This is a genomic window from Amycolatopsis sp. TNS106, from assembly GCF_019330265.1.
Classification (GTDB): domain Bacteria; phylum Actinomycetota; class Actinomycetes; order Mycobacteriales; family Pseudonocardiaceae; genus Amycolatopsis; species Amycolatopsis lurida.
This window is the reverse complement of sequence record NZ_CP024972.1, coordinates 3,978,906-4,005,186: the sequence shown is the minus strand read 5'-3', so window position 1 is coordinate 4,005,186 and position 26,281 is coordinate 3,978,906. Positions and strand designations below refer to the sequence as shown.

The window sequence follows — 26,281 nt, the reverse complement described above, 5'->3', positions numbered from 1 at the left end:
CCAGTGACGACGCTCCCCCCGGAACCAGAACCGACCCCCGCTCCTCCTCCCAGTTCGTATCAGCGCGTCATAGCCGCCTACGACCGGATCGCCGAGGTCGACCGGCCCGACGTCTGGATCACCCTCCGCCCGGTGGAAGACGCCCTCGTGGACGCGAAGGCGGTGGACGAACGTCTTCGTGCGGGCGCGGACCTGCCGCTCGCGGGAACGCTGGCGGCGGTCGCCGACGTCATCGACGTGGCCGGCCTTCCCACGGCGGGGGAGGACGTCGGCTGCGTCGGCGCCACCTCCGTGTCCCGGCTGACCGCGGCCGGGGCGGTCGTGATCGGCAAGACCAACTGCGACCGGTTCGGCGGCGACCTCGAACACACCCACAGCCCGTACGGCGCCGTGAGCGCCGCGCTGAACACAGAGCGGGTCTCCGGGAGCGCGAGCAGCGGCGCGGCCGTCGCCGTCGCGCTCGGCCTCGTGGACCTGGCGGTCGGCACGGACACCGCCGGAGCGGGCCGGATTCCCGCTTCCCTCAACGGGATCGTCGGATTGAAGCCGACGCTGGGCCTCGTGCCGAAGACCGGCGCCGCGCCGTGCGCCGGGATCGCCCTGTTCGCCCGCAGCCTCACCCTGGGACAGCGCGCACTGGGACTGATGACCGGTCCGGACGGGATCGACCCGCTCGCCCGCGACTGGCCCCCGGATGTCCGGCTGTCCGCGGGTGACCGGCCGAGGGTGGCGATCCCGGGCTCCGACACGCTGACCGGTCTGTCCCTGCAATCCCGGTCCGCCTTCCTCGGCGCGGTTTCGGCGCTGCGGGCGTCCGGTGCCCGGGTGGAGACGGTGGAGGTGTCGGCACTGCTGACGGTGGGCGGGTTGATCCACGACGACGGCTTCACCGCCGACAGGCAGCGCGTCGCCGAGGCCGGGATGCTCGCGCTCCGGATGCTGTCGGAGTACGACGCCCTCCTGCTCCCGACGGTCGCGGATCATCCCTCGGTCGCCGAGGCGTTGTCCGATCCGGACGGTGTCGCGAAACGGCTGGAGCGGTACACGGCGTTCGTCAACCTGCTCGACCTCGCCGCGGTCACGGTGCCGTCGTCGCCGTCGGATCTGGGACCGTACGGGGTTTCCGTGGTGGTGCGGCCGTTCGACGACCAGATCGCCATCGACCTCGCCGCCGTGCTCACCGACGAACAGGCCGATTTCCCTTACCCCGCACCGGGTGCGGATCTCGTCGTGTTCGGCGCGCAGCTGCGCGGGCAGCCGTTGAACGGAAGCCTGGTCGCCGCCGGGGCCCGGTTCACCGGCCTGGTCCGGACCGGCGAGGGCTACCGGATGCTGCTGCTGCCCACCGATCCGCCCCAGCCGGGGGTGGTGCCGGTGAGCGCCACGGGCGAGCACACGATGCTTTCGGGTGAACGCTGGAGGCTCTCGCCCGCCGCGCTCGGCGCCTTCGCGGCCACCCTGCCCGCCCCGTTCGTCCTGGGCCGGATCCGGCTGGAGACCGGGGAAACGCCGCTGGCGGTCCTGTGCGACCAGGCCGCCGCGGCGACGGCGACGGAGCTGACGAGATACCAGTGCTGGCGTGCCTACCTGAGGTTCGTCAGTACGGCCGGGCCGCGAGACCTCGGGCGACCCGCTTGACCAGGCCGGGACCGTGCAGGGCGAAACCGGTGTAGAGCTGGATCAGGCCGGCGCCGGCGTCGAGCATCCGGGCGGCGGCGCCGGCGTCGAAGATCCCGCCGACGCCGATGATCGGCAGCTTGCCGCCGGTCTCGTCGTGCACGAACCGCACCACCTCGACCGAGCGTGCCGTGAGCGGGCGACCGGAGAGCCCGCCCGCTTGCTCCCCGATGGCCGCCTCGGTGGGCGCGATCCCTTCTCGGGACAGCGTCGTGTTGGTCGCGATCAGCCCGGCGACACCATGTTCGAGGCAGACCTCCAGCAGTTCCGCGAGCGCTTCGTCGGTGAGGTCGGGGGCGACCTTCACCAGCACCGGAGTCGGCTTCGCGTCGCCGGCGAGCTCGGCCGAGGTCTTCCGCAGCTCGCCGAGCAGCTCGGCCAGCGCGGACTTGTCCTGCAGGGCCCGCAGCCCGGGCGTGTTCGGGGAACTGACGTTGATCGCGAAGTAGTCGGCGTACGGGTACAGGGTCCGCAGTGAGAACCGGTAGTCCTCGACGGCCTCGCCGAGCGGGGTCACCTTGGACTTGCCGATGCTGACGCCGAGCGGCACGGGAGGTTTCCCGGTCTCGGCGAGGCGGGCGGCGAGTGCCGCCGCGCCTTCGTTGTTGAAGCCCATCCGGTTGATCACCGCGTCGGTCTCGGCGAGGGTGAACAGCCGCGGTTTGTCGTTGCCCGGCTGCGGATGCCGGGTGACCGTGCCGACCTCGACGAAACCGAAGCCGAGCGCGGGCCAGGCATGCAGGGCGCGGCCGTTCTTGTCCATCCCGGCGGCGAGGCCGACCCGGTTCGGGAAGCGGAGCCCGAGGAAGGTGACCGGATCGTCCGTCCGGTAGACGCGGCCGAGCGCGGCGAGCGCGGGGGAGACCCGGCTCAGCCTGGCGAGCGTGCCGATGGTGCGTTCGTGCACGGTTTCGGGGTCGCTGCCGGAGACCCGGTAGAGAGCGGGGCGGACGATCTTGTCGAAGAGCACGGCCCCATCATGCCTGGTGGCGTGTAGGCCGTGTCCGGCAAGTCTGTCCGCGGTCTCCGCGCCCAGGCGGTCCCTGGCGGCACGGGCGGACGCGGCCGAGTACGACCCCGGTACGAGGCCGATCCGCCCGCACCGCCAGGAACCACCTGGATCACGAAGCCCATCGAACAGACTTGCCGGACACGGCCTAGCGGCTCGTCTTCCACTCGTCTTCGAGCATCGCGAAGACGAGTTCGTCACACCACTCGCCCTTCACGATCTCGTTCTGCCGCAGATGGGCTTCCTTCTTCATGCCGAGGCGTTCCATCAGCGCGGCGGACGAGGTGTTGCGCCCGTCACAGCGGCCGATGATCCGGTGCAGGCCGAGGTCCTCGAACCCGAGCCGCAGCACCTCGACGGCCGCCTCGGCGGCGAGCCCCTTCCCGTGGTGGTCGGGATGGAAGACGAACCCGATCTCGCCCTGGCGATGCTCACTGCTGAGGTATTCGAGGTTCAGGTCGCCGATGAGCTGCCCGGTCTCGGTCAGTTCCGCGGCCACCGCGAGGAACTGGCCTTCCTTCGACAGGGTGCTGCTGTGCACCCGTTTGGCGAGCGCGGCGGCGGATTCGGCCCGGCTGCGCGGCCCCCAGTAGAGGTAGCGGGCGACGTCGGCGCGGGACTGGAAGGAATTGAGTTCGTCGAGATCCGCCGGGGTGAAGGCGCGGAGGGTCAGGCGCTGGGTGATGATCGGGAAATCGGGCCTCAGCATGGCGTCAGGCTATCCAGTCGGCAGGGTTCGCGGTGGCGGAACCGCGGCGGACGGTCTTTCGGAGCGGCGGGCGGCACACCCGGAAATAGGGGTACCCCCGAGGCGGCTCCCGGACGCCGGAATCGGCGGCCGGGCCCGAGCCGGACCGGTGCTCGGGAACCTCGGGGGCCCGGTGACTGCCTGGTATTCGCTGTCAGGCATCACGCGAAGCAGAGACGACGAGCCGAAGGTGGCTCCAACTTGCGTTGTATCGCTGCTCTGAAGTCCTACGCGTGGGGTCCGCTAGCGGACAGCCACCTCACGAGTCCTGTTGGAATACAACTTTGGACCACCTCCTCTCTCGTGTACCGCCAAACTATGCGAGGAGTTCGGGGTCCTGCAACAAGATTTCTTCGATCTCCGCCGTCAGGGCCTTCTTGTCCGCCGAGGGCAGAAAAGCGGCTTCCACCGCATTCTTCGCGAACAGGGCGATTTCGGCCGCCGTCAGCTTCAGGGTTTCGGCCACCGCCACGTACTCGCCGTCGAGGGTGGCGCCGAACATCGGCGGGTCGTCGGTGTTGAGCGTGACCGGCACGCCGTGATCGAGCAGCCGTCGCACGGGATGCGCCGCGATCGACGCGCACTGCCCGGTCCGCACGTTCGATGTCGGGCAGACCTCCAACGTGATCCGTTGCACGGCAAGGTATTCCAGGAGCGCCGGATCGGTGTGCGCGCCGATGCCGTGCCCGATCCGTTCGGCGCCGAGATCGTGCACCGCCGACCAGACGGTGGCGGGGCCGGTGGTCTCGCCCGCGTGCGGGACGCTGTGCAGCCCCGCCTCCCTGGCCGCGGTGAAGAAGGGGGCGAACTGCGCGCGGCCGACGCCGACCTCGGGGCCTCCGAGCCCGAAGGACACCAGGCCTTCGGGGCGTTCGCGGAGCGCGAACACCACCGTCTCCCGCCCGGCGACGACCCCTTTCTCGCCGGGGATGTCGAAGCACCAGGCCAGTTCCACGCCGTGGTCCGCCCTGGCCGCCGCCCGTCCGGTCGCGAGACCGGTGAGGAGATCGTCCGTCGACATGCCGTCGAGGACGTGGTTGTACGGCGTCACGGTCACTTCCGCGTAGCGAGCGTTCTGCGCGGCCAGATCCGAGGCCAGCCCGGTGACGAGGGTGTGGATGTCGCGGGCGTCGCGCACCAGCGACGTCACCGCGAGGTAGTTGCGGAGGAAATGCGGGAAATCGCGGAAGGTGAAGAACTCGGCGAGCGCCGCCGGTTCTGTCGGCACCCCCGCGGACGGGCGGCGGCGGGCCAGTTCCAGCACCGTGGGCAGGCTCGCCGAACCGACGAGGTGGACGTGGAGTTCGACCTTGGGCAGGGCGTGCACGAACGCGCGCAGCGCCGTGCCCGTGAGGATTCCGGGCATGACAAAGCTCCCTGAGAGAGAAGAGAAAGGTGACGTGCGGAGGGAGCGGGCGGCTCAGGGAGCGAGGTCGCCGCGTTCGGTGTCGGCCCCGTAGAGCGGGAGCTTGAACAGCGTCACGAGGCCAGCTTAGCCGCTCGGGGCGGGCCCGGACTGGCATTTCGGGCAGAACCACGTCGGCCTCGCCTGGTGCCCGGCGCCCTGTGGCGCGACGCGAAGCCGTCCGCCGCAACGGAAGCAGCCCTGCTTGGTCCGCTCGTAGACCCAGTGTTCGCGGCCGCGCCGCAGATCGCCGGTGGTGGTCTGCGAGGTGCGCCAGGCGTTGGCCTTCAGCAGTTTGCGGCCGAGCGCGACGACCTTCGCCGGGTCCACTTCGGACACCGGTGTCCAGGGTGTGACGCCGAGCAGGAAGCACATCTCGACCTTGTACATGTTCCCGATGCCCGCCATGATCCGCTGATCCAGCAGGGCGTCGCCCAATTCGCGATCCGGGTCCGCGGCCAGCGCCGCCGCCGCGCGTTCCGCGAGTTCGTCCGTCCATTGTGGATCGAGGAGATCGGGGCCGAGGTGGCCGACCAGCCGGTCTTCTTCGTCCGTGGGCACGAGTTGGAGGTCGTGCACGCGGAAGCCGATCGCCTGCAGATCCTCGGTGGCGAGGATGACTCTCGCGTGATGCGCCGGATGCCGCCAGCGCGCGCCCGCCCGATAGACGTCCCACTTGCCGTCCATGCGCAGATGGCTGTGCAGGGTGAGGTCGCCGGAGAGGCGGGTCAGCAGATGCTTGCCGACCGTGCCGACGCCGAGCACGTCGCGTCCGGCGAGATCCGTCGTGGCCAGCTGAGGGACCCTGAACTCGCCTCGCAGCAGGGTCTTCCCGGCCAGCGCCTTGTCGAGGACCTTGCCGGCGAGGAAGACGGTGTCGCCTTCGGGCATCGGACGTCAGCCCGTGCCGGTGTCGCTCAGCTTGGCGGGTGCTTCGGGCTCTTCTTCGCCACGGACGCGATGCCGTCCGGCCCGGCTCGAACGCAGGACCTTCGCCAGCACCATGTTGAAGGTGAGCGCGATCTCCTGCGCACCGGGGGAGTGCCACTCGTGGATCGGGCTGCACGCGCCCTGCGCCTGCTGCACCGCGAGCCGGTCCGGGATGGCCGTCGGCATCACCAGCGGGCCGAAGTTCTCCCGCAGCTCGGCCACGCGGAACTGATGCTCGTAGGAGCGCACGCGGAGCTTGTTGACCACGACGCCGATCGGCCGCAGCCCGGGGTTCTGCTCTTCGCGGATCTTCTCGATCGCGTCGAGCGCGCGGCGCGCGCCGGAGACGGCGTACATCGTGGGCTCGGTGACGATCAGGGCACTGTCCGCGGCCACGAGCGCGGAGCGGGTCAGCCTGCCGAGCGACGGCGGGCAGTCGAGGATCACCAGTTCGTAGGGTTCTTCGCGCAGCGGATTCGTGTGCAGTTCGTCGAGCGCGCGGGAGAGGTTCTCCAAACGGCGGTTGTCGGCGTCCGGTTCGTTGAGCATCTCCAGCTCTTCGGCACCGACGAGGACGTCGATCTGGTCGCTCCACACGCTGGGCGCGATCGCGCGTTCGAGCACCGAGCGCACCGGCGTCTCCAGGACGTCGGCCAGCGTGCGATCGGTGAAGGGCGGGTCCAGCGAGGTGGTGGCGTTGCCTTGCGGGTCGAGGTCGGCCACGAGAGTCCGGGCGCCCCTACGCAGCGCGGCGGACGCGACACCGAGGGCGACCGTCGTTTTACCGACGCCACCCTTCAGGCTGAGAACAGCGACCGTGTGCACTCGATACAGCCTACGGGCAGTCGGCGGGGTGGCTCCTTGGCAAGGTGTCGAACACCGCATCGGACTACACCCGGCGGCGTCCGGAAGGCGGGCATTACCCTGTGCGTTTATGAAGACGGACACCGTGGCCACGCGGGGATCGGGGGCGGTTCGCCGGGTTCTCGAAGCAGAACTCCGGGCCGCACGGGCGCGAGGCGCACAACAGCCGCACGTCGTCGACGTCGGCGGCGGCAGCGGCGGCTGGGCGGTGCCGCTGGCCTCGGCGGGTTGCCTGGTGACCGTGGTCGAGCCGAACCCCAACGCGCTGGCGACCCTGCGCCGCCGCGCCGAGGAAGAGGGCGTCTCCGGCAGCATCACGGTGATCGCCGACGACTCCGACGCGCTCGGCGCCCACGTCGCGGCAGGCTCGGCCGATCTCGTGCTCGCGCACGGGCTGCTCGAGGTCGTCGACGACCCGGCGCTCGTGCTCACCGCGCTGGCCGCCGCCGTCAAACCCGGCGGAGCGGTCTCGGTGCTGGTGGCGAACCGGCACGCGGCGATCCTGCAGCGCGCGCTGGCCGGGCGGCTCGGCGAGGCGCGGGAACTCCTCGCGGCCGAGAGCGGTGTCCTCGGCGGCGGACGCGAGACCGTGCTGCGGCGCTTCGACGCGGAGGGCCTCCGCGCCCAGCTGATCGCGGTCGGGCTCGAGGTGACGTCGCTGCAGGGCGACGGTGTCGTGGCGGACTTCGTGCCCGGTGGGGTGCGGGAAGAGGACCTGGCCGAGTTCGAGCTGGCGGCGGCGTCGGTTCCGCCGCTGCGGGACATCTCCAGCAGGCTGCACGTCCTGGCCCACCGCCCATGACTCTCGTGAGTGGTAAGGACGGTTAGAACCGTCCTTACCACTCACGAGACTGTCGGTGGTCCGGGCTAGCGTCTGCCCGTGGGACGAAACGCTGAACTGCCCGGTGGGATGGCCCGCTACCGCGTGACGACCGGGGCCACCACCTGGCCGGACGACACCGGCTGCGGCCTGCTGCACGTCGACATGGACGCCTTCTTCGTGTCCTGCGAGCTGCGCACGCGCCCGGAGCTCGCCGGCAAGCCGGTGGTCGTGTCCGGTGGCGGGCCGAGGTCCGTCGTCGCGGCGGCGAGCTACGCGGCGCGCGAGTTCGGCGTCCGGTCGGCCATGCCGTTCTCGACCGCCAAGCGGCTCTGCCCCCAGCTGATCTGCATCACGCCGACGCCGGGGCTCTACGGCGAGGTGTCCCAGGGCGTCATGGGGGTCTTTCGCGAGCTGACGCCACTGGTGGAGCCGCTGAGCCTGGACGAGGCGTTCCTGGACGTCAGCGGGGCGCTCAAGCGGCTGGACTCCTCGCCCGCGCGGCTCGGTGCCTGGATCCGGGAACGCGTGGCCGCCGACTTCGGGATCAGCTGCTCGGTCGGCGTCGCGAAGGTCAAGTTCGTCGCCAAGCTGGCGTCCGGGATGGCCAAACCGGACGGCATGGTCGTCGTCCCCTCGGCCGAGACGCTCGCGTTCCTGCGTCCGTTGCCCGTGTCGGCGCTGTGGGGTGTCGGCAAGCGCACCGAGGAACAACTGCGGCAGCAGGGCCTCGACACCGTCGCCGACGTCGCGGCCGCTCCGCTGCCCAGGCTGAGGCGCTCGCTCGGGCGGGCGCTGGGGGAGCATCTGTACGCGCTCGCGAACGGGCACGACGAGCGCAAGGTCGTCCCGGAGTCGCCGGACAAGTCGATCGGTGCCGAAGTGACCTTCGACGTGGATCTCCACGACCGCTCGGTGCTCGGGCTGGAACTGCTCCGGCTGTCGGAACGCGTCGCCGCCACCCTGCGCCGCCGCGGGCTGCGCGGGCGGACGGTGTCGATCAAGGTGCGGTTCGCGGACTTCAAGACGATCACCCGCGCCAGGACAACCGCCGTCGGAGTGGATGTGGCCCGCGACATCCACCGCACCGCCGTCGAACTCCTCACCGAGCACGCGCCGACGGGCGCAGTCCGCCTGATCGGGGTAAGGGTCGAGGGTTTGGACACGGAGAGTGATGGAGAGCAGCTGCTTTTCGCAACACCCGAACCCCGTTGGCGGGATGCGGAAGTCGCCGCCGACGTCGCGAGGTCGAAGTTCGGCGCCGCCGCGGTGCGCCCCGCGTCACTGCTGACCCCCCGTGACCAGTGACATCACCTGCTCGACCGTCTTCGAGAGAGCCGAGCCGGGTGGTTTCGCCCAATTCGATCCCTTCTGGATACGGGATCGGGTAGTCGGACGAGCGCGGGGCTCGTATCCTGGACAGAGACACCCCGCCTGGGGTTGTCTGTTGGGTCCATGACGTTGCGCGGCCCGGCGCCCGCGACAGCTGTGCCGGAGGAGGAAAGATGCCACTCTCCGAGCATGAGCAGCGGCTGCTCGATCAGATCGAGCGCGAGCTCTATGCCGAGGACCCCAAGTTCGCATCCACGGTGCGAGGCACCCGGTTGCGCCGCCCCGCCCGCCGACGGCGTTTGCAGGGCATCGCCCTGTTCGTAGTGGGCGTCGCACTGTTGGTGCTCGGCGTGGTGGTCAACATCCGGGTCGCCGAGATCCCCGTGATCAGCGTGCTCGGGTTCCTCGTGATGTTCTTCGGAGTCATGATGGCCGTCACATCGATTCGGCAAGGAGCCGAACCGGAAGGCGGCAAGGACAGCGGTGGCCCGGGGGCCGGCGGCGGTGGCGGTAAGACGTCCCCGCGCCGAAGCTCGTTCACCCAGCGCATGGAAGAGCGCTTCCGCCAGCGCTTCGAGGAGCAATAGCTCCCACACACGCGAACATGCCGGCAGGGCCTTGCCCTGTCGGCATGTTCGCGTTGTCGTGAGTGGCAGGAACCCGCCGCGAGTACGTGGAGGCCCCCTTCACTGCGTCTAGCGCAGTGAAGGGGGCCTTCACGTACTTGGAGCGGCGGGACCGGACGCCCGCCGCCGCAACCAGCCGCCTACTTGCCTCGCCGCAGGGAGCGCGGGAACAGGCGGCCCTTCCACGACATCGGCGCGTTCCGCTTCAGGCTCTTGCGAACCTCGTCGAAGGCCGGGCCCAGCGTCTGGTCGTCCGCGGGCTGATCCGAGTACCAGGACCGTTCCACGACACCGATGACCGTCCGCAGGCCGGTGCGGCCCTCCTCGTCCAGCCGGTGCTTCTCGACGACCTTCCGGCCCGCCACGCGCACCGTGTCGCCGTCGGAGAGCGGCAGGCCGCGGTCCGCGCATTCGTCCATCAGTTCGCGCCACGCCGCGTCGGCCGCGGCGGGGGAGCGGGACGCGATCTTCTGCAACCGCAGCCGTCGCTTGATCTCCCGGATCGTCGTCGGCGTGCCGAGCCCGCCAAGGACGATCACGAGCGCCAGCGCGAACCACCACGACACCCACGCCGCCAGGAACGCCAACGCCGCCACCCACAGCCCGATCACGATCAGCGGCAGCCAGTTCGTCACGTGCTGGTTGTCCAGGAACGCGTGTTCCGGTGCGGGCGATTCCGGGGACGAGGACGACCGCATCAGCGTCCGGTACCGCAAGCGCGACCGCACGATCACCACCACGGTCAGCGCGGCGGCCAGCCCACCGAGGATCCCGGCGAGGATCGCCGGCCACAGCGGCTCTTCCTCCTGCTGGCCCGTGCCGCCGTCCGCGCCGAGGTCGGCGCCGGGGTCGCGGGGAGTGCCGGTGGCGGGGGCGCTCGACGCGGGCGCGCTCGGCACCTCCTGGGTGTCGTTGGTCGTCGAGCTGCTGGTGTCGTTCTGCAGGTACGGCGGAACGACCGCGCGGCCGTCGAGCAGCGGGGTCGGGTCGAAGCTGACCCAGCCCTTCGTCTGGAAGTAGACCTCGACCCACGCGTGCGCGTCCTCCGAGGTGATCGAGAGGTAGTCGCCCTTCGGGGTCCCGGAAGTGAAGCCGATGGCGACCCGTGCCGGGATGCCGACCGACCGGAGCATCACGGCCATCGCGGACGCGTACTGCTCGCAGAACCCGCGTTTGCCGTTGAGGATGAAGTCGGCGAGCGCGTCGGAGTCGGTGGCGTCGGCGGTCTTGGTGTCGTAGACGAAACCGTTCTGCGCGGTGAAGAAAGACCAGAGCGCCTGCGCCTTGTCGAAGTTGTTGGTCTCGTTTTCCGTCAGCTGCTTGGCCTTCGCGACCACGCGGGGATCGACGCGGTCGACCTGGGTGAACTGCTGCGGTACCTCGGCCAGGCGCGCGTCGTCGAGCCGGAGCTCGTCCTTCGACGGATTCTGGATGGACGCGGTCTCGGTGTAGGCGGGCGCGTTCTGCTTGGTCGTGGTGAACACGGCGCCGCCGACGGGGTCGTACAGCCAGTTGTCGGCCAGCCCGGTGAGCGACCGCGGCGCGCCGTAGATCGGCAGCCAGTTGTCGACCCAGTTCGTCGGTTCGATCCGGATCTCCCGCGCGGGACCGGAGCCGTCGTCGCCCGGAGCGGGCGGAAGGCCCTTGTTGGCCTGCACACCCTGCTGGGCGCGGCCGTTCTGCGCGAGCCCCCAGCCCTTGTTCGGCGTGTACGTGTCGAGGGTGAACGCGCGCAGCAGCCGTTTGTCCGCGCCCATGCCGTAGACCTTGAACAGCTCCACGTTCTCGCCCTGGTCGAGCAGGCCGCGCAGCTGCGTGAACGGCTCGACACCGAACCCGCCGGCGCCGCCGCGGCCCGAGCCGGTCCCGCCAGGAAGGCTGCCGACCGTGCCGACCCCGGTGACGGCCGTGCCGATCACCAGGCCCATCGCGATCGCGGCGGCCACCACGCCGACGGGGGCCGACAACGTGCTCGCGGAGTTGCCCAGTCCTGGCGCGTCCCGGTTGCGCCAGCGGCGATGCCGGTGGTTGCCGTCCACGGCGAGCAGGGCGGCGAACGCGGCCGCGCCGAGCAGGAACGTCCACCACGGCAACATGTCCTCGGCCAGCGCGGCGGGGACGGCGTACACGCACAGCAGGACCAGACCGGTCGCGGCGGGCGCGGCGGCGGCCACGGCCAGCGTGTCGACCAGGACCGCGACCAGGCCGATCGCGATGGTGATCAGGCAGAGGATCGGCGGGGTGCCCTCGATCGGCGGGAGACCGACGCGGATCTGCTCGGCCGCCGCGGCGAGGACGCCACGCAGCTCCCCGAACGCGTCCGGGCCGGGGAAGATCTTCAGGATCCCGCTGGTGGTGAACGCCCCGGTGATCAGCAACAGCAGCACCAGCAGCTGCGCCAAGCCGACGACGATGGTCGGCGCGCGCAGCGAGCGCAGGGCGAGCCCGGTCGAGGCGATCAGTACGACGGCGACCAGCAGGTAGCCGAACCACGCCCAGCCGGAGACGACACCGGTGAGCGAGGTCGAGGCGAACAGCGTGGCGAGCCCGGCGGCGACCGGCGCGAGGACACTGCTCGTCCAGACCGGGGGCGGGGCGGACGGCCGAGGCTGGGGGGTGTGCGGCCGGGGTGGCGCGGTCGCGGTCACAGGCCGCCTCCGATCAGCGTGCCCCGGCGGGTGGCCGTCTGGCAGAGCTCGGCCCAGACCTGCGGCATGGGCGAGCCGGGGCCGGCGACGACGACGCCCCAGCCTGCGGCTCGCAGCAGCGCCACCGATTCTTCGGTGGCGGCGGCACGGTTTTCGGGCCGGTTGACGCCGGAGGACCAGCCGGGGGTGTCGAGCAGCACGGCGAGGCTCCGGATCCCGCGCGGGCGGTACCGGGACAGCTCGTGCACGGATTCGTTGCTGACGGTGCCGAGCACCGCGATGAGTTCCTGTCCCTCGGCCGGGTCGTGGCCGAGGGTGATGTCGCGCTGGTGCGCGGGCTGGAGCGCGGCGAGGACGTCGAGCACGACGTTGTCGTAGTGCTCGCCTCCCTCGCCGGGGGTGTCGGCCAGGGTCTGGCCGTGTTCGGTGATCAGCCGGACCCGGTGGCCGGAGCGGCGCAGGTGCAGCGACACGGAAGCGGCGAACGAGACGGCCCATTCGAGGCTCGCCGCGGGGCCGGTGCCGTGGTGCGCCGCCGCGCGGTGGTCCAGCAGCACCGTGGTGCCGCCGCGCCACGGCCGCTCCTCGACGCGGACCATGATCTCGTCGCGGCGGGCGGTCGAACGCCAGTGGACCTTCCGCAGGTCGTCGCCCTGCCGGTACTGCCGGACGATCACGTCCGATTCGCCCTGACCGGCGTGCAGGCGGATGCTGCCGTCGTCGCCGGCACCGATCCCGGCGCCGCTGGGCAGGCCCCACAGGCCGACCACCTTCGGCACGACGACCAGCCGGGAATGCCCGATCAGCTCACGTTCGAACTCGCACAGCCCGAACGGGTCGGTGATCGTCGCCCGCAGCGGACCGACCTGCTGGACCCCGCGCAGCACCGGCTGCAGCGGGTAGCGCAGCGCGACCCGGCGGTCGTGGGGAAGGCGTTCGACGACGAACCGCGGCCGCGAACCCAGCGCGTAGGGCACGCCGTCTTCGAGCAGCACCTCACCCGCCGGGAGCCTGCCGTCGCGCCAGAGTTCGAGCTGGACCTCGCCCGGAGAACCGACCGCGACCCGTTCCGGGCGCAGCGAGCGGGCCGCGCCCAGCCGCAGCCGGGTCGCCGAGATGAAGAAGGCGACCAGCAGCGGCAGGGCGACGACGAACACCGCGACCCGCAGCAGATCCCGTTCGTTGAGCACGAACGAGCAAGCCGCCGCGGCCACACCGGCGGCGAGGAGGCAGCGGCCGCGTGTGGTCAGGCCGGACAGAGCACGCAGCATGGGCGCTATTCCTCGTATGTCAGCGGTGGTTCGAGCCCTGCGGGACCGGGACGCGGTGCAGGATCGCGCGGACCACGTCGGTGGCCGACCGGCGGGCGGCGTGCGCCTCGGTGGTGAGCACCATGCGGTGCGCCAGCACCGGGACCGCGACCGTGTGCAGGTCGTCCGGGACGACGAACTCACGGCCCGAGAGCGCGGCCTGCGCGCGGGCCGCGCGGACCAGCTGCAGGGTCGCCCGCGGCGAGGCGCCGAGGCGGATCTCCGGCACCTGGCGGGTAGCGGCCACCAGGTCGACGGCGTAGCGGCGGATCTCGGGCGACATGTGCACCGACCGCACCGTCTCGATCAGCCGCTGCACCGACTCGCGATCGGAGACGGGCTCGAGATCGGCCAGCGGGTTGTGCCCGGCGTGCTCGTCGACCATGGCCAGCTCGGCCTGCTGGTCGGGGTAGCCGATGGACACCCGCGCGGTGAACCGGTCCCGCTGGGCCTCGGGCAGCGCGTAGGTGCCCTCCATCTCGATGGGGTTCTGGGTGGCGATCACCATGAACGGCTCTTCGAGGTGGTAGGTCGAGGTGTCGACGGTGACCTGGTGCTCTTCCATGCATTCGAGCAGGGCCGACTGCGTCTTCGGCGAGGCGCGGTTGATCTCGTCGCCGACCACGATGTTCGCGAACACGGGGCCGGGCCGGAACTCGAACTCGCCGCTCTGCCGGTTGTAGATGGACACCCCGGTGACGTCGCTGGGCAACAGGTCGGGGGTGAACTGGATCCGGCTGACGGTGCAGTCGATCGAGCGGGCCAGCGCCTTCGCCAGCGAGGTCTTGCCGACCCCGGGGACGTCTTCGACGAGGAGGTGGCCTTCGGCGAGCAGGGTCACGAGCGCGATGCGGATGACGTCGGGTTTGCCGACCAGTACCCGCTCCACGTTGGCGGCGATCCGCCGCGCGGTCTCGTGCAGTTCGTCCAGCGACGCTCTGCCTTCACGGCCGTTCTGCCGACCGCTGACCGAGCCGACGCCCGTGGGGTACGGCGCTTGCCCGGTTGCCTGCTCGCCCTGGTGTTCGCCGGGCGTCGCAGACTGGATTCTCGACGTCACTCGACCTCCTGATGCCACGTGGCTGGATTCCCGCTGGGTCCTCTGCCGGACCGTTTCGGTCCCCCGGGCAGCGGTCAGCCTCCCACGAAGTGTGTCAAACTCGGGCGAACTCGTGGGGGGAACCCCGCCAACCCCAGTCGATGACTCTGTGCAACCGGAGACCTTACCTCGATCGGGTGAGCTGAGCGCGTTTTCGGGTGCTCCCGCTGACGCGGGGTTTTGTCGTATGCTCCGGTGCGAGGTCGCTCGACTACGGAGAGGCGTAATCGCATATGAGCGAGGTGAGTACCGCCAAACCCCGGTTCGATCTGAGCGGATTCGCGGTCGCGCCGGAGCTGGCGGCGGACGCCCACGTGAAGATCTCCGCCCTGCAGGACGTGGTCGGCCAGATGGTCCGCGAGGCCAAGGTGCTCGGCCGCACGGTTCCCCTCGGCGGGGGATACGCGGACGAGGTCGGCCGATTCATGGCGCAGTACGGGATCGGCGCCGAAGGCTCCGCGGTCGAAGCGCTCACGGCGTTCGGCAAAGAACTCGAGGCGCTCAAGAACCGGATCGAGAAGGCGCTGGCCCGGTACACCCGACAGGATGAACAAGCGGCGGCGGATGTGGACTGTGTCGGCGGCTGAACCCATGAAGTCGTGCCTTGCCGCACTCGGCGTCCTCACGGTCCTCACGGTGTCCGCCTGCGGGCAAGGGGCCGTGGGCCAGGCACCGGCTCCGAGCGTGGAGACGGTACGCACCGGCGCTTCGGTCGCAGGCACGGCCCCGCGCGCCATGCTGGATCCCTGCGCGCTGCTCGGCCCGCAGGACCGGTCGACGGCGGGATTGAACGTGCTCGGCGTCGCGAAAGAGATCAACGGTGCCCGCGCCTGCGACTGGACGGTGCCCGCGACCTTCGGCGTCACCATCACCGTGGACGAGCGCAACGGCCTGAAGGATCTCGAGGTCGCGCGCAAGACCGCCACCAAGACCAAGGTCGGCGGCCGGGAGGCGCTCAAGGTCGCCGACAAGAAGGCCGCCGACGGGACCTGCGCGGTCCTGCTCGGCATGGGGGAGAAGGCGAGCGTCCAGATCGACGTGAGCAACACGAACTTCACCGACACCCCGCTCGCCTGCGAGCGCGCGATGACGGTGGCGGGACTGGCCGAACCCAAACTGCCTTAGGAGAACTGCCGTGTCTGAAGGAGAGACGCCGGGTCGCGAGGTCCCGGTCGCGGCCACGCGGTACGAGGCCTACAGCCACGAAGCGCTGGCCGCCGAGGTCGAAGCGGGTAACGATCCCGAAGCGGCCGGCGGGATCGGCGCCGCCTGGGACGCGCTCGCGCGACGTATGCACGACGCGACGTCCGAGCTGGCCGGGCTGGTCGGCAGCAGCGAAGAGAACTGGCGTGGCGAAGCGGGCGACGCGCTTCGAGGGGTGCTCGCCACCGCGTCCGGCTGGCTGACCTGGTCCGCGGACATCTCGTCCGCGCTCGGGAAGGCCGTGTCCGGGCAGGCCGAAGCGGCGGCGCGGGCCCGTGCCGACATGCCGCCGCCGGTGGATTACGACCCCGGCGCGATGATCCGCGGCGCCGCCGCCGGCGGGAACCTCGCGCTCCTCGCCGCGCTCGCCGACGAGATGGAGGCCAAACACGCGGAGGCCGAGGAGGCCCGGCGCAAGGCCGTCGACGTCATGAACACCCGCGATGCTTCCCTGCGTTCGCTGACGCCGCAGGTCTCCTTCGGGAAGCCGCCCGAGCTGGGGCGGTCTTGATCCGCGTTTCCGCGTCGGCGTTCGACGTCCTCTGGTCCGACCTGGGGCACGCGGCCCCGCCTTGGCCGCTGTCCGTCCGCAGTGTCGGCGCGACGGAAGCGGAACGCGCCGAGATCCGCGGCGCGGTCTACGAAAACCTCGCCGAACGTGGCCTTTACGACGGCGACCGGCTCGACGCCGCCCTGGAGGCAAGGCTGGACCTGCTCGCGCGCGCCGAGGTCTACGTCGAATGCGAAGCGCTGGCCGACATGACCGCCGAAACCCCGTTCCGCGCGGTCGCGGCCGCGCGCGGACGACACGGTGTGCTGGCCATGCAGCCGGAACAGACCATCGCGCTGTCCGGGATCACCGACGGCGAGGTGTTCGCCGCGATCGTCGGCGTCCTGCCCGAACTGCGGCCCGGCCCCGGCTACGGCATCAGCCTCCCCGCGGCGCGTTTCGGCGACGACCTGGAGGATCCGGTGTTCGGCGACGGCGGGCGATCGTCGGCTTCGGACAGTCAGCTGCGCGAGGTCCTCGCGATCCAGGCGCGGCCCGTCTACAGCGCGGGCCAGTTCACCGTGCGGACCCGCGACCGCGACGGCCGGGCACACCGGGCAGGCGGCCTGACCTGGTTCGACACCGACGTCGGCGCGTACTGCGCGGCGCGGACCGAGGGCCGCGGCGGGCAGGCGTGGGTGAACGTGTCCCCTGTGGACGGTCCCCGGCTGGCCGCGCGGCTGGCTTCGCTGCTGGACGAAGACCGCTAGCCCACGTCCTCGTGAGTGGTGAGGCCGGTCCGTGAAGGCCTCCTTGAGGGACCCAGAGTCCCTCAAGGAGGCCTTCACGGACTTCAGGCGGGCCCCAAGAGGAGGGCGGGGGTCCTTTGTCGACATTTCATGGGATGAACCGACGTCACCCTCCACTGTGTCCTGAGCGGTCCCCACCGTGCCCCACCGGATTCCCCACTTTCACCCCACTTGGCCCCACAGCAGGGTTCCGGCTGCCGATATCCGGACGCATCAGGCATGGATGAGGTTGCTTCGATACCCGGCCAGGGGGATCTTGGCCACCGTCCCCCACCGAGCCCCCACCTGGCCCCACCTGGCTGACCAGCGAAAACGTCTGACACGACGGAGTGGTCGCGGCTTTTGACGCGTTGACTGTGGTGAAAAGTGGGGTACGGTGGTGCGCAGTGGGGCAGAAGGGAGCCCCGTGGCCGAGCCTGGTTGTTCGCAACCGGGAGCGGTAGGGAGGTGGAGCCGGTGTTCCTCGGCACCCACACCCCGAAACTGGACGACAAAGGGCGGCTCACGCTGCCCGCGAAGTTCCGCGACGCGCTCGCCGGTGGGCTGATGGTCACCAAGGGACAGGATCACTGTCTCTTCGTCTTCCCCCGGGCGGAGTTCGAGCAGATGGCGAGGAAGGTCGCCGACGCCCCGTTCACGAACGAGGCGGTCCGGGCCTATCAGCGTTATCTCTTCGCCGGGACGGACGAACAACGCCCGGACGGGCAAGGACGTATCGCGATCGCGTCCGAGCTCCGACGCTACGCCGGGCTGAACAAGGAGTGCGTGGTGATCGGGGCGATCACCAGGCTGGAGATCTGGGACGCCCAAGCGTGGCAGGGCTACCTGGACGAACACGAGGACAGCTACGCGAAGGCTCGAGAGGAAGTTCTGCCGGGCGTCTTCTAGACGTGGCCGAGGAAGCACCCACGCCGTCGGGGGGCGCGGGTTCGTGCTTCGGACACGCCGGGAACCGTCCACACGGATGCCGTGAGGCCTCTGTCCGCTCAGTGGCCCTGGTACACCTTCCCCGGTACCAGGTCAGCAGGCGGGCGGACAGGGACCTGACGGCATCCGGCATCTTCCCCGGCACTACAGGAAAGGGGGGAAGACATGGCAGACGAACACGAGCACGTACCGGTGCTGCTGGACCGCATCGTCGAGCTGTTCGCGCCGGTCTTCTCCGACCGCGAGGCCGTGCTGGTCGACGCGACCGTCGGACTCGGCGGTCATTCCGACGCGCTGCTCACCGCGTTCCCCCTGCTGCGCCTGGTCGCCCTCGACCGCGATCCGCACGCGCTGGAACTCTCCGCGAAACGGCTTGCGCGGCACGGTGACCGGGTCGACTTCGTGCACGCCGTCTACGACGAGATGCCGTCCGCGCTGCAGGGTCTCGGACTGTCCAGAGTGGACGGCATCCTGTTCGATCTCGGGGTTTCTTCGATGCAGCTCGACCGGGCCGAGCGCGGTTTCGCCTACTCCAAGGATTCCCCGCTCGACATGCGGATGGACCCGACCACCGGGTTCACCGCGGCCGACGTGCTCAACACCTACGCGCCCGGCGAGCTGATCCGGATCCTGCGTGACTACGGCGAGGAACGCTTCGCCCAGCGGATCGTCAAAGCCGTTGTGGCGGAACGGGAGAAGGAACCCTTCACGCGCAGCGGGCGCTTGGTGGAACTGCTGTACGACGCGGTCCCCGCGGCGAGCAGGCGCACCGGCGGGCATCCGGCGAAGCGCACGTTCCAGGCGTTGCGGATCGAGGTCAACGGCGAACTGGAGGTGCTGCGGCGGGCGATGCCGCGGGCGTTGTCCTCGCTCGCCGTCGGCGGCCGCATCGTCGTGGAGTCCTATCAGTCCCTCGAAGACCGGCTGGTCAAGCAGGCCTTCGCGGAACTGGCGAAATCCCGGACGCCGGAAGGGCTTCCGGTGGAACTGCCGGGCCACGGCCCGGAACTGAAACTGCTCACCAGAGGGGCCGAGAAGGCCGGCGAGGCGGAGACCGAACTGAACACGCGGGCCGCCTCCGTGCGGCTGCGAGCCGCCGAACGGATCGGAGACCGAGCACGATGACCGCTCCCGCGAAGTCCCGCGGCCGCCGGACACCGGCGCCCGGACGGCGCGCCCGCGCGACCAGCACGGTCGACGAGGCGCCCGGCACCACCGAATCCACGACGTCCACCCGTGCCTCCCGCGGCCGCACCTCGGCGGCCGAACGCGCCTACGCCCGCCGCGCCCAGCGCGCAGACCTGCTGCAGCGGGACCAGAAACGCACCCGTCCCGACGCCGAAAGCGGTGCGGGCAAGGAAGAGCCGGCGAAGAAGTTCACGCTGCGCTGGCCGCGTTCGCGGGCGTCGTTCGTGCTGATGATGATGGGCATGCTGGCCGTCGGCGTGGCGTGCACGCTGTGGCTGACCACGCAGGCCATCGCCGATTCGTACCGGCTCGAACAACTCCGCACGACCAACGCCGGGCTCGCCGAGGCGAAGGAGCGGCTGCAACGCGAGGTCGCGAAGGCCGAGTCGCCCGCTTCGCTGGCGCCCAAGGCCAGGGAACTGGGCATGGTGCCCGGCGGCGACCCCGCGCATATCGTGGTCGGTCCGGACGGGCAGTCCACTGTGGTCGGTGAGCCGAAGAAGGCCGAAGCCGAAGCGCCCGCCGCCTCGCCCGAGTCGACGGCGCCGCCGCCCGCCGAGGGAACGCAGCAGGGCACGCCGTACGAGGGTGACCAGCCCGCGGTGCCGCAGGAGAACGCGGCCCCGGCGCAGGGAGGTCAGTGATGTCGCCCGGCCGCCCGGCGCAGTCCAGGGCCCGGTCGGCGGGGAGCGCGCGGCGGACCTACGCCGCCGGTACGCGTCGTGCCACCGCCCGCCGGGGCAACGGGGGAAACCGGAGCCGGTTCACCGGCGTCCGGATCCTGCTGATCGTCGTGATGGTGCTCGCCGGCCTCAAACTGGTGCAGGTGCAGTGGTTCGAGGCCGGCGCGCTCTCCGAGGCCGCGGAACGGCAGCGGACGTCGGTGATCGAAAGTCCCGCCCAGCGCGGGTCCATCCTGGACCGCAACGGCACGAAGATCGCGTTCAGCGTCGAGGTGCGGACACTCGCCGTGAGCCTGAACTGGCTCCGCAAGACGATGGACGACTTCGCCGCGAAGAACCCCACCAAGGGCAAGAACTTCGAGTCCGAGGTGGCGGGCGCGGCGAAGCTGATCGCGGCCAAGCTGCCCGGGGTGATCACCGAGCAGGAACTGCTGGACAAGTTCCACAAGCCGGACGGTTTCACCTACCTGGTCCACGACATCGAACCGTCGGTCGCCGAGGCGATCGTCAAGGACTACCCGTGGATCAGTGTCGAGAAGCGCTCGAAGCGCGAGTACCCCGGTGACTCGATCGGCGCGAACATCGTCGGCTACGCGAACTGGCGAACCGACGACAAGGACGTCTCCAAGCACAACCTGCACGGTGGCTACGGCCTCGAGGCCTCGCGGGACAACGACCTCGCCGGAACGCCCGGCCGCAAGATCGTCAACACCCGTAACGGCAACGACAACCTCGTCATCCCCGGCACCGAACGGGACATCCAGAACGCCGTCCCCGGTTCGGACCTGCAGCTCACGATCGACACCGACCTGCAGTACGAACTGCAGCGGCAGCTGAGCGACTACGTCGCCAAGTCGAAGGCCAAGGGCGGCCAGGCGGTCATCCTGGACTCCAAGACCGGCGAGGTCTACGCGCTGGCCAACGACAAGACCGTCAACCTCAACGACCCCGCTTCGCGCAGTGAGACGGAGAACCTGAACAACCGCGCGGTGACCACGCCGTTCGAACCCGGCTCGGTGAACAAGATCGTCACCGCCGCGGGCGCGATCGACGCGGGTATCACCACGCCGGAGGCCTCCATGCCGGTGCCGGGTTCGCTGCAGGTCGCGGACAAGATCGTCAAGGACGCCTGGCACCACGGCACCCAGCAGTTCACCACCACCGGCATCTTCGCGAAGTCGTCGAACGTCGGCACCCTGTTGCTGGCGCAGAAACTCGGCGAGGACCGGTACGCGGACCTGCTCAAGAAGTTCGGTCTCGGCCAGCGGACGGGGCTCGGCCTCCCCGGTGAGAGCCCGGGTGTCGTGCCGCCGCGCAACCAGTGGTCGGCCACGACCTTCGGAAACCTGCCGATCGGGCAGGGACTTTCGATGACGGTCGTGCAGATGGCCGGGATGTACCAGGCCATCGCGAACGACGGGCTGCGCGTGGAACCCCGGGTGGTCAAGGCGAAGGTCAATCCGGACGGGACCCTCGTCCCGGAGCCGGCGCCGAAGACCGTCCAGGTGATCAGTCCGCAGGCGGCGAAGACCGTCCGCGACATGATGCGCGCCGTGACGCAGAAGGGGCGCGGGCAGCAGAGCGGCACCGGGCCGAAGGCGGCGCTGGAGGGATACCAGATCTCCGGGAAGACCGGCACCGGTCAGCAGGTCGACCCGAAGACGAAGACCTACAGCGACCATCTCTACAACATCACCTTCGCCGGGATCCTGCCCGCCGACAACCCGCGCTTCGTGATCGGCATCCGGCTCGACGCCCCGGACTCCACCCTGCAGCAAGGGCTCTCGGCCGCGCCGCTGTTCCACTCGGTGGCCGCGTACCTGGCGCAGCGGTTCCAGATCCCGCTTTCGGACGGCCCGTCGCCCCAGGTGCCGCTGGTGCTGTCCTGACGTAACTCGCGTGATCGAAGGCGTAACTCGCGTGATTGAAGGCGTAACTCGCGAAATACGGCTCCAGACACGCGAGTTACGGCTCCGATCACGCGAGTTACGGATCCGGACACCACGGCTGAGCGTCCGGTACCCACGTTGCGAAAGTGGCTTTCGCAACGTCCGTGGCCGCCGCCGGAGCGACGAAACATGATCGTCGCTGTGCGTGAACGGGTCTCCGCGCTGAGCACGTGCGGAGAACGCGGGCCCGCCGAGGGGTGAAGTCCTCAAGCGACAGTCGGAAGCCCTTGCGTGCCAAGGAGAGCTCACGAAACCCATTACCACGCGCATGATCGTCGCGTGCACACACCGCACCGCTTCAGTCACCCGAATGCCGCGCCGGTAACCTCCTTTGCTGTGTCGGTGCCTACTTCAGATCCCCGCAGCGGTCCCGCCGTCGAAAGCGGGTCCGGCGCGACGGCTGCCCAGGTCCCGGACAGCCCGGTCAAGGCCGTCGCCGCACCCCCTCGCCCGGCCAGGATCGAGCCGATGCCGCTGGGCACGCTGCTCGCCAGGGCGGGCGCCCGGCTCGTGGTCGGCGGCGACGACTATCCGTCCGCGGCCGAGCTGACCGTCACGGGCAGCACGCTGCGCGCGCAGCACGTACTCCCCGGTGACCTCTTCGCCGCGCTTCCCGGCGCCCGCGCCCACGGCGCGGACTTCAGCGACCAGGCCATCGCCGCCGGCGCGGCCGCCGTGCTCACCGACGAGGCCGGTGCCGAGCGCCCGGTGCTCCGCGACGCCGGCGTGCCGATCCTGGTGCACCCGGACCCGCGCGCCGCCCTCGGCGAGATCGCCGCCTGGATCTACGGCGAGCCGTCGCTGGAACTGTCCGTCCTCGGCATCACCGGGACGTCCGGCAAGACCACGACGTCGTACCTTGTCGACGCCGGGCTCAAGGCGGCCGGGCTCACCACCGGGCTGATCGGCACGGTCGAGACCCGGATCGCGGGCGAGCGGCTGGCCAGTGGGTTCACCACCCCCGAGGCACCGGATCTGCAGGCCCTCCTGGCCGTGATGGTGGAACGCGGGGTCACGCACGTCCCGATGGAGGTCTCCAGCCACGCGCTGTCGCTCGGCCGGGTCAACGGCACGCGCTTCGCGGTCGGCGCCTTCACGAACCTCTCCCAGGACCACCTGGATTTCCACAAGGACATGGAGGAGTACTTCGCCGCCAAGTCGCTGTTGTTCGACGGCCGGTCCACCGCCGAGGTGGTCGTCGTCGACAGCGCCTGGGGCCAGGCACTCCTCACCCCGCACACAGTGACCGTGTCCACCGAACCGGGCACGGACGCGCTGTGGCGCGCCACCGACCTGACTCCCACCCCGGCGGGTGAGCAGACGTTCACCCTCCACGGTCCCGAAGGCCTCACCGCTTCGGCGAAGATCCCGCTGCCGGGTGAGTTCAACGTGGCCAACGCCGTGCTCGCGGCCGCGATCCTGAACACCGCCGGTGTCCCGCTCGACGCCATCGTCGCCGGGCTCGGCTCGGTCGAGGTGCCGGGCCGGATGGAGCGGGTCTACCTCGGCCAGTCGTTCACCGCCGTCGTCGACTACGCGCACAAGCCCGCCGCGGTCGCGCAGGGGCTCGACGCGCTGCGTGCCCGCACCGAGGGCCGGATCATCACCGTCCTCGGCTGTGGCGGGGACCGCGACACCGCCAAACGCCCGGTGATGGGCGAGGCGGCGGTCCGGCGCAGCGAGGTCCTGATCGTGACCGACGACAACCCGCGTTCGGAGGACCCGGCCGCGATCCGGGCGGCGATGCTGGCCGGTGCCCGCAACGCCGGTCCGGCCCTGGGCGGCGAGATCCTCGAGATCGCCGACCGCCGGGAAGCCATCGTCCGCGCGGTCGAACTCGCCCGGCCCGGCGACATCGTGCTCATCGCGGGCAAGGGCCACGAGACCGGCCAGGAGGTCCAGGGTGTCGTGCACCCGTTCTCCGACCGGGAAGAGCTGGCCTCCGCCATCCGCAGACGTCTGGAGACAGAGTGATCGTGCTCAGCCTGGCCGAGATCGCCGCCATCGTCGGCGGCAGGCTGCATCGGACCGACGGGACCGCCGAGGTCACCGGAAGCGTCGAATTCGACACCCGTGAGGTCACTCCCGGCGGTCTGTTCATCGCGCTGCCCGGGGCCAAGGTCGACGGCCACGATTTCGCCGCGCGGGCCGTCGAAGCGGGCGCCGTCGCGGTGCTCGCGGCCCGTGAGGTCGACGCGCCCGCCGTGATCGTGCCGCCGCTGGAGGCCGGCGAGGGGCACGAGCGGGCCTTCGCGCTGGTCTCGGACAAGGACGGGGCGGGTGCCGCGGTGCTTGCCGCGCTCGCCAAGATCGCCCGGCACGTGATCCGGAAGCTCGCCGGCGACCACCTGACCGTCGTCGGGGTCACCGGTTCGGCGGGCAAGACCTCCACCAAGGACATCATCGCCCAGCTGCTGGAGCCGCTCGGCCCGACGGTGGCGCCGCCGGGATCGTTCAACAACGAGCTGGGCCATCCCTGGACGGCGCTGCGGGCCGACGACTCGACCCGGCAGCTCGTGCTGGAGATGTCCGCCCGCGGGCCCGGCCACATCGCCGAGCTGGCGGCCATCGCGCCGCCGCGGATCGGGGTCGTGCTCAACGTCGGCACCGCCCACGTCGGCGAGTTCGGCTCCCGCGAGGGCATCGCCAAGGGCAAGGGCGAGCTCGTCGAGGCGCTGCCGAGCGCGGAAGACGGCGGTGTCGCGGTCCTCAACCTCGACGACCCGTATGTCGCCGCGATGGCGAGCCGGACGAAGGCCCGCGTGGTGTTCGTCGGTGAAAGCGAGTCCGCGCAGGTCCGCGCGGCCGACATCACCCTCGACGGTGAAGCGCGCGCGTCGTTCCGGCTGGTCACCCCGAGCGGCGAAGCGCCGGTCAAGCTGCCGCTCTACGGCGAACACCACGTCGCGAACGCGCTCAGCGCGGCCGCCGTGGCGCTGGAGATGGGCTCGACGGTCGAGGAGGTCGCGGCCCGCCTGTCGAGCCTCGAACGGCGCTCCGAACGCCGCATGGAGGTCACCACCCGCGCCGACGGCGTCACGGTCCTCAACGACTCCTTCAACGCCAGCCCCGAGTCGATGCGGGCCGCCCTCAAGGCGCTCGCGTCGATGAGCGCGAACCGCCGCTCCTGGGCCGTGCTCGGCGTGATGGGCGACCTCGGCGAGAACTCGGTCGAGGCGCACGACGGCATCGGGAGGCTCGTCGTCCGGCTCAACATCGACAAGCTCGTCGTCATCGGCCAGGCGGCCGCGGCGACCCATCAGGGCGCGCAGCAGGAGGGTTCCTGGGGCGAGGAGTCGGTACTGGTACCCGACGTCGAGGCCGCCATCGCCCTGCTGCATGATCAGCTCCGCGCGGGCGACGTGGTGCTGGTGAAGGCTTCCAAGGCCGCCGCGCTGTGGCGAGTGGCCGACGCTGTGCTCGCCTCCCCTGTAGTGCCCCCTTCCCCCTCTCAAGAACGCTCGAACGGTGGTGACGCGTGATCAGCATCCTGATCGCGGCCGCGGCGGGCCTGCTGGTCTCCATCCTCCTCACTCCCTATCTGATCCGGGTGTTCTCCCGGCAGGGCTTCGGCCAGGAGATCCGGGAGGAAGGACCGCAGGGACACAAATCCAAACGCGGTACCCCGACGATGGGTGGTGTCGCGATCATCGTCGCGATGGTCGTCGGGTATTTCGTGGCGCATCTGATCAGCGCGCTCAGCGGCGGCAACGGCACCGGCGGCCCGTCCGCGTCGGGGCTGCTGGTCCTCCTGCTGGCCGTGGGCCTCGGGCTCGTCGGCTTCCTCGACGACTTCATCAAGATCCGCAAGCAGCGCAACCTCGGGCTGAACAAGACCGCGAAACTGGTTGGCCAGCTCGTGGTCACGATCGCCTTCGCGATCCTGGCGCTGCAGTTCGCCGACGAACGCGGGCTCACCCCGGCGTCGGAGAGCCTGTCCTACGTGCGGGACCTCGCGTTGATCACCTTCCCGTCGGTGTTCTTCGTGATCTTCTGCTACATCGTCATCTCGGGCTGGTCGAACGCGGTGAACTTCACCGACGGCCTCGACGGTCTCGCCGGCGGCACCGCGGCGATGGTGCTGGCGACCTACGTCGTCATCGCCTTCTGGCAGACCCGCCTCTCGTGCGCGGTCACCCCGCAGGCCGCCTGCTACGACGTCCGCGACCCGCTGGACCTGGCCGTGGTGGCCGCCGCGGCGACCGGCGCCTGCGTCGGCTTCCTGTGGTGGAACGCGGCCCCGGCGAAGATCTTCATGGGGGACACCGGTTCGCTGGCCCTCGGTGGCCTCGTCGCCGGGCTGTCGATGACCACCCGCACCGAACTGCTCGCCATCGTCATCGGCGGTCTGTTCATGGTCGAGATGATCTCGGTGGTCGCGCAGATCGCCGTGTTCCGCACGACCCGGCGGCGGCTGTTCCGGATGGCGCCTTTCCACCACCACTTCGAACTCGCGGGCTGGGCCGAAACCACCGTCATCATCCGGTTCTGGCTGCTTTCGGCCATCTGCTGCATGTTCGGTCTCGGCCTGTTCTACAGCGAACAGCTCGGCCTCGGGGGTTAG

The 26,281-nt window shown here is 70.5% G+C and carries 23 protein-coding genes; 15 read left to right on the top strand and 8 right to left on the bottom strand.

Annotated elements, in window-relative coordinates:
* The first annotated feature begins 3 nt into the window (after positions 1 to 3).
* A complete protein-coding gene (locus CVV72_RS17895; RefSeq protein WP_219153448.1) occupies positions 4 to 1,638 on the top strand; it encodes an amidase family protein in 1,635 nt (544 codons plus the stop codon).
* Here the strand turns inward: CVV72_RS17895 and CVV72_RS17890 are convergent.
* The 5 genes from CVV72_RS17890 to CVV72_RS17870 all read right to left on the bottom strand — a co-directional run bounded on the left by CVV72_RS17890 (position 1,598) and on the right by CVV72_RS17870 (position 6,594).
* Entirely contained in the window at positions 1,598 to 2,647 is a 1,050-nt protein-coding gene (locus tag CVV72_RS17890; protein ID WP_219153447.1) for a quinone-dependent dihydroorotate dehydrogenase, read from the bottom strand. The two genes, CVV72_RS17895 and CVV72_RS17890, sit on opposite strands and share 41 nt — an antisense overlap.
* A 187-nt stretch (positions 2,648 to 2,834) precedes the next feature.
* Entirely contained in the window at positions 2,835 to 3,395 is a 561-nt protein-coding gene (locus CVV72_RS17885; protein WP_219153446.1) for a GNAT family N-acetyltransferase, read from the bottom strand.
* A 355-nt stretch (positions 3,396 to 3,750) separates the two neighbouring features.
* On the bottom strand, positions 3,751 to 4,800 hold the full coding sequence (gene add, locus CVV72_RS17880; RefSeq protein WP_219153445.1) for an adenosine deaminase: 1,050 nt from the start codon (positions 4,798 to 4,800) through the stop codon (positions 3,751 to 3,753).
* A 126-nt stretch (positions 4,801 to 4,926) separates the two neighbouring features.
* The gene (locus CVV72_RS17875; RefSeq protein ID WP_219153444.1) at positions 4,927 to 5,730 is read right to left on the bottom strand and encodes a DNA-formamidopyrimidine glycosylase family protein; all 804 of its coding nucleotides are present in this window, start codon (positions 5,728 to 5,730) and stop codon (positions 4,927 to 4,929) included.
* Between the two features lie 6 nt (positions 5,731 to 5,736).
* The gene (locus CVV72_RS17870) at positions 5,737 to 6,594 is read right to left on the bottom strand and encodes a ParA family protein (protein WP_034312098.1); all 858 of its coding nucleotides are present in this window, start codon (positions 6,592 to 6,594) and stop codon (positions 5,737 to 5,739) included.
* A gap of 109 nt (positions 6,595 to 6,703) precedes the next feature.
* On the opposite strand from CVV72_RS17870, the gene CVV72_RS17865 reads away from it, so the two are divergent.
* The 3 genes from CVV72_RS17865 to CVV72_RS17855 all read left to right on the top strand — a co-directional run bounded on the left by CVV72_RS17865 (position 6,704) and on the right by CVV72_RS17855 (position 9,372).
* A complete protein-coding gene (locus CVV72_RS17865) occupies positions 6,704 to 7,435 on the top strand; it encodes a methyltransferase domain-containing protein (protein ID WP_219153443.1) in 732 nt (243 codons plus the stop codon).
* Between the two features lie 108 nt (positions 7,436 to 7,543).
* Entirely contained in the window at positions 7,544 to 8,761 is a 1,218-nt protein-coding gene (gene dinB, locus CVV72_RS17860; protein WP_219154005.1) for a DNA polymerase IV, read from the top strand.
* A gap of 197 nt (positions 8,762 to 8,958) precedes the next feature.
* Positions 8,959 to 9,372 (top strand): DUF3040 domain-containing protein, encoded by a 414-nt coding sequence (locus CVV72_RS17855; RefSeq protein ID WP_219153442.1) that lies wholly within the window; start codon positions 8,959 to 8,961, stop codon positions 9,370 to 9,372.
* A gap of 179 nt (positions 9,373 to 9,551) precedes the next feature.
* Here CVV72_RS17855 and CVV72_RS17850 read toward each other — a convergent pair whose 3' ends face one another.
* Genes CVV72_RS17850 through CVV72_RS17840 form a run of 3 tightly spaced genes read right to left on the bottom strand, consistent with a single transcriptional unit; the run spans position 9,552 to position 14,429 of the window.
* Positions 9,552 to 12,059, bottom strand: coding sequence for a DUF3488 and transglutaminase-like domain-containing protein (locus CVV72_RS17850; RefSeq protein WP_219153441.1), 2,508 nt, complete (start codon positions 12,057 to 12,059; stop codon positions 9,552 to 9,554).
* Positions 12,056 to 13,330, bottom strand: a complete 1,275-nt coding sequence (locus tag CVV72_RS17845; protein WP_034312086.1) for a DUF58 domain-containing protein — start codon at positions 13,328 to 13,330, stop codon at positions 12,056 to 12,058. Before CVV72_RS17845 ends, CVV72_RS17850 begins: the two co-directional genes overlap by 4 nt.
* Positions 13,331 to 13,349: 19 nt before the next feature.
* Positions 13,350 to 14,429, bottom strand: a complete 1,080-nt coding sequence (locus CVV72_RS17840; protein ID WP_219153440.1) for a MoxR family ATPase — start codon at positions 14,427 to 14,429, stop codon at positions 13,350 to 13,352.
* Positions 14,430 to 14,701: 272 nt separating this feature from the next.
* Here CVV72_RS17840 and CVV72_RS17835 point away from each other — a divergent pair, with 272 nt between their 5' ends.
* The 11 genes from CVV72_RS17835 to mraY all read left to right on the top strand — a co-directional run bounded on the left by CVV72_RS17835 (position 14,702) and on the right by mraY (position 26,281).
* Positions 14,702 to 15,055 (top strand): hypothetical protein, encoded by a 354-nt coding sequence (locus CVV72_RS17835; RefSeq protein ID WP_219153439.1) that lies wholly within the window; start codon positions 14,702 to 14,704, stop codon positions 15,053 to 15,055.
* Positions 15,056 to 15,152: 97 nt separating this feature from the next.
* Positions 15,153 to 15,593, top strand: a complete 441-nt coding sequence (locus CVV72_RS17830; protein ID WP_255632725.1) for a DUF3558 family protein — start codon at positions 15,153 to 15,155, stop codon at positions 15,591 to 15,593.
* 10 nt (positions 15,594 to 15,603) lie between these two features.
* Positions 15,604 to 16,182: a PPE domain-containing protein gene (locus CVV72_RS17825; protein ID WP_219153437.1), complete on the top strand. Its 579-nt coding sequence runs from the start codon at positions 15,604 to 15,606 to the stop codon at positions 16,180 to 16,182.
* Positions 16,179 to 16,931, top strand: coding sequence for an ESX secretion-associated protein EspG (locus tag CVV72_RS17820; protein WP_219153436.1), 753 nt, complete (start codon positions 16,179 to 16,181; stop codon positions 16,929 to 16,931). Before CVV72_RS17825 ends, CVV72_RS17820 begins: the two co-directional genes overlap by 4 nt.
* A gap of 495 nt (positions 16,932 to 17,426) precedes the next feature.
* Positions 17,427 to 17,858 carry a division/cell wall cluster transcriptional repressor MraZ gene (gene mraZ, locus CVV72_RS17815; protein WP_005156436.1) on the top strand — a complete coding sequence of 144 codons (432 nt, stop codon included), beginning with the start codon at positions 17,427 to 17,429 and terminating at the stop codon, positions 17,856 to 17,858.
* Positions 17,859 to 18,062: 204 nt separating this feature from the next.
* A complete protein-coding gene (gene rsmH / locus CVV72_RS17810; protein WP_219153435.1) occupies positions 18,063 to 19,022 on the top strand; it encodes a 16S rRNA (cytosine(1402)-N(4))-methyltransferase RsmH in 960 nt (319 codons plus the stop codon).
* Positions 19,019 to 19,729, top strand: coding sequence for a hypothetical protein (locus CVV72_RS17805; protein ID WP_219153434.1), 711 nt, complete (start codon positions 19,019 to 19,021; stop codon positions 19,727 to 19,729). Before rsmH ends, CVV72_RS17805 begins: the two co-directional genes overlap by 4 nt.
* Positions 19,729 to 21,657: a penicillin-binding protein 2 gene (locus tag CVV72_RS17800; RefSeq protein WP_219153433.1), complete on the top strand. Its 1,929-nt coding sequence runs from the start codon at positions 19,729 to 19,731 to the stop codon at positions 21,655 to 21,657. The genes CVV72_RS17805 and CVV72_RS17800 overlap by 1 nt, the downstream gene beginning before the upstream one ends.
* Positions 21,658 to 22,185: 528 nt before the next feature.
* Complete coding sequence (locus CVV72_RS17795) at positions 22,186 to 23,691, top strand: UDP-N-acetylmuramoyl-L-alanyl-D-glutamate--2,6-diaminopimelate ligase (RefSeq protein ID WP_219154004.1); 1,506 nt, start codon at positions 22,186 to 22,188, stop codon at positions 23,689 to 23,691.
* A complete protein-coding gene (gene murF, locus CVV72_RS17790) occupies positions 23,688 to 25,199 on the top strand; it encodes a UDP-N-acetylmuramoyl-tripeptide--D-alanyl-D-alanine ligase (protein WP_219153432.1) in 1,512 nt (503 codons plus the stop codon). Before CVV72_RS17795 ends, murF begins: the two co-directional genes overlap by 4 nt.
* Positions 25,196 to 26,281 (top strand): phospho-N-acetylmuramoyl-pentapeptide-transferase, encoded by a 1,086-nt coding sequence (mraY, locus tag CVV72_RS17785; RefSeq protein WP_016332673.1) that lies wholly within the window; start codon positions 25,196 to 25,198, stop codon positions 26,279 to 26,281. The genes murF and mraY overlap by 4 nt, the downstream gene beginning before the upstream one ends.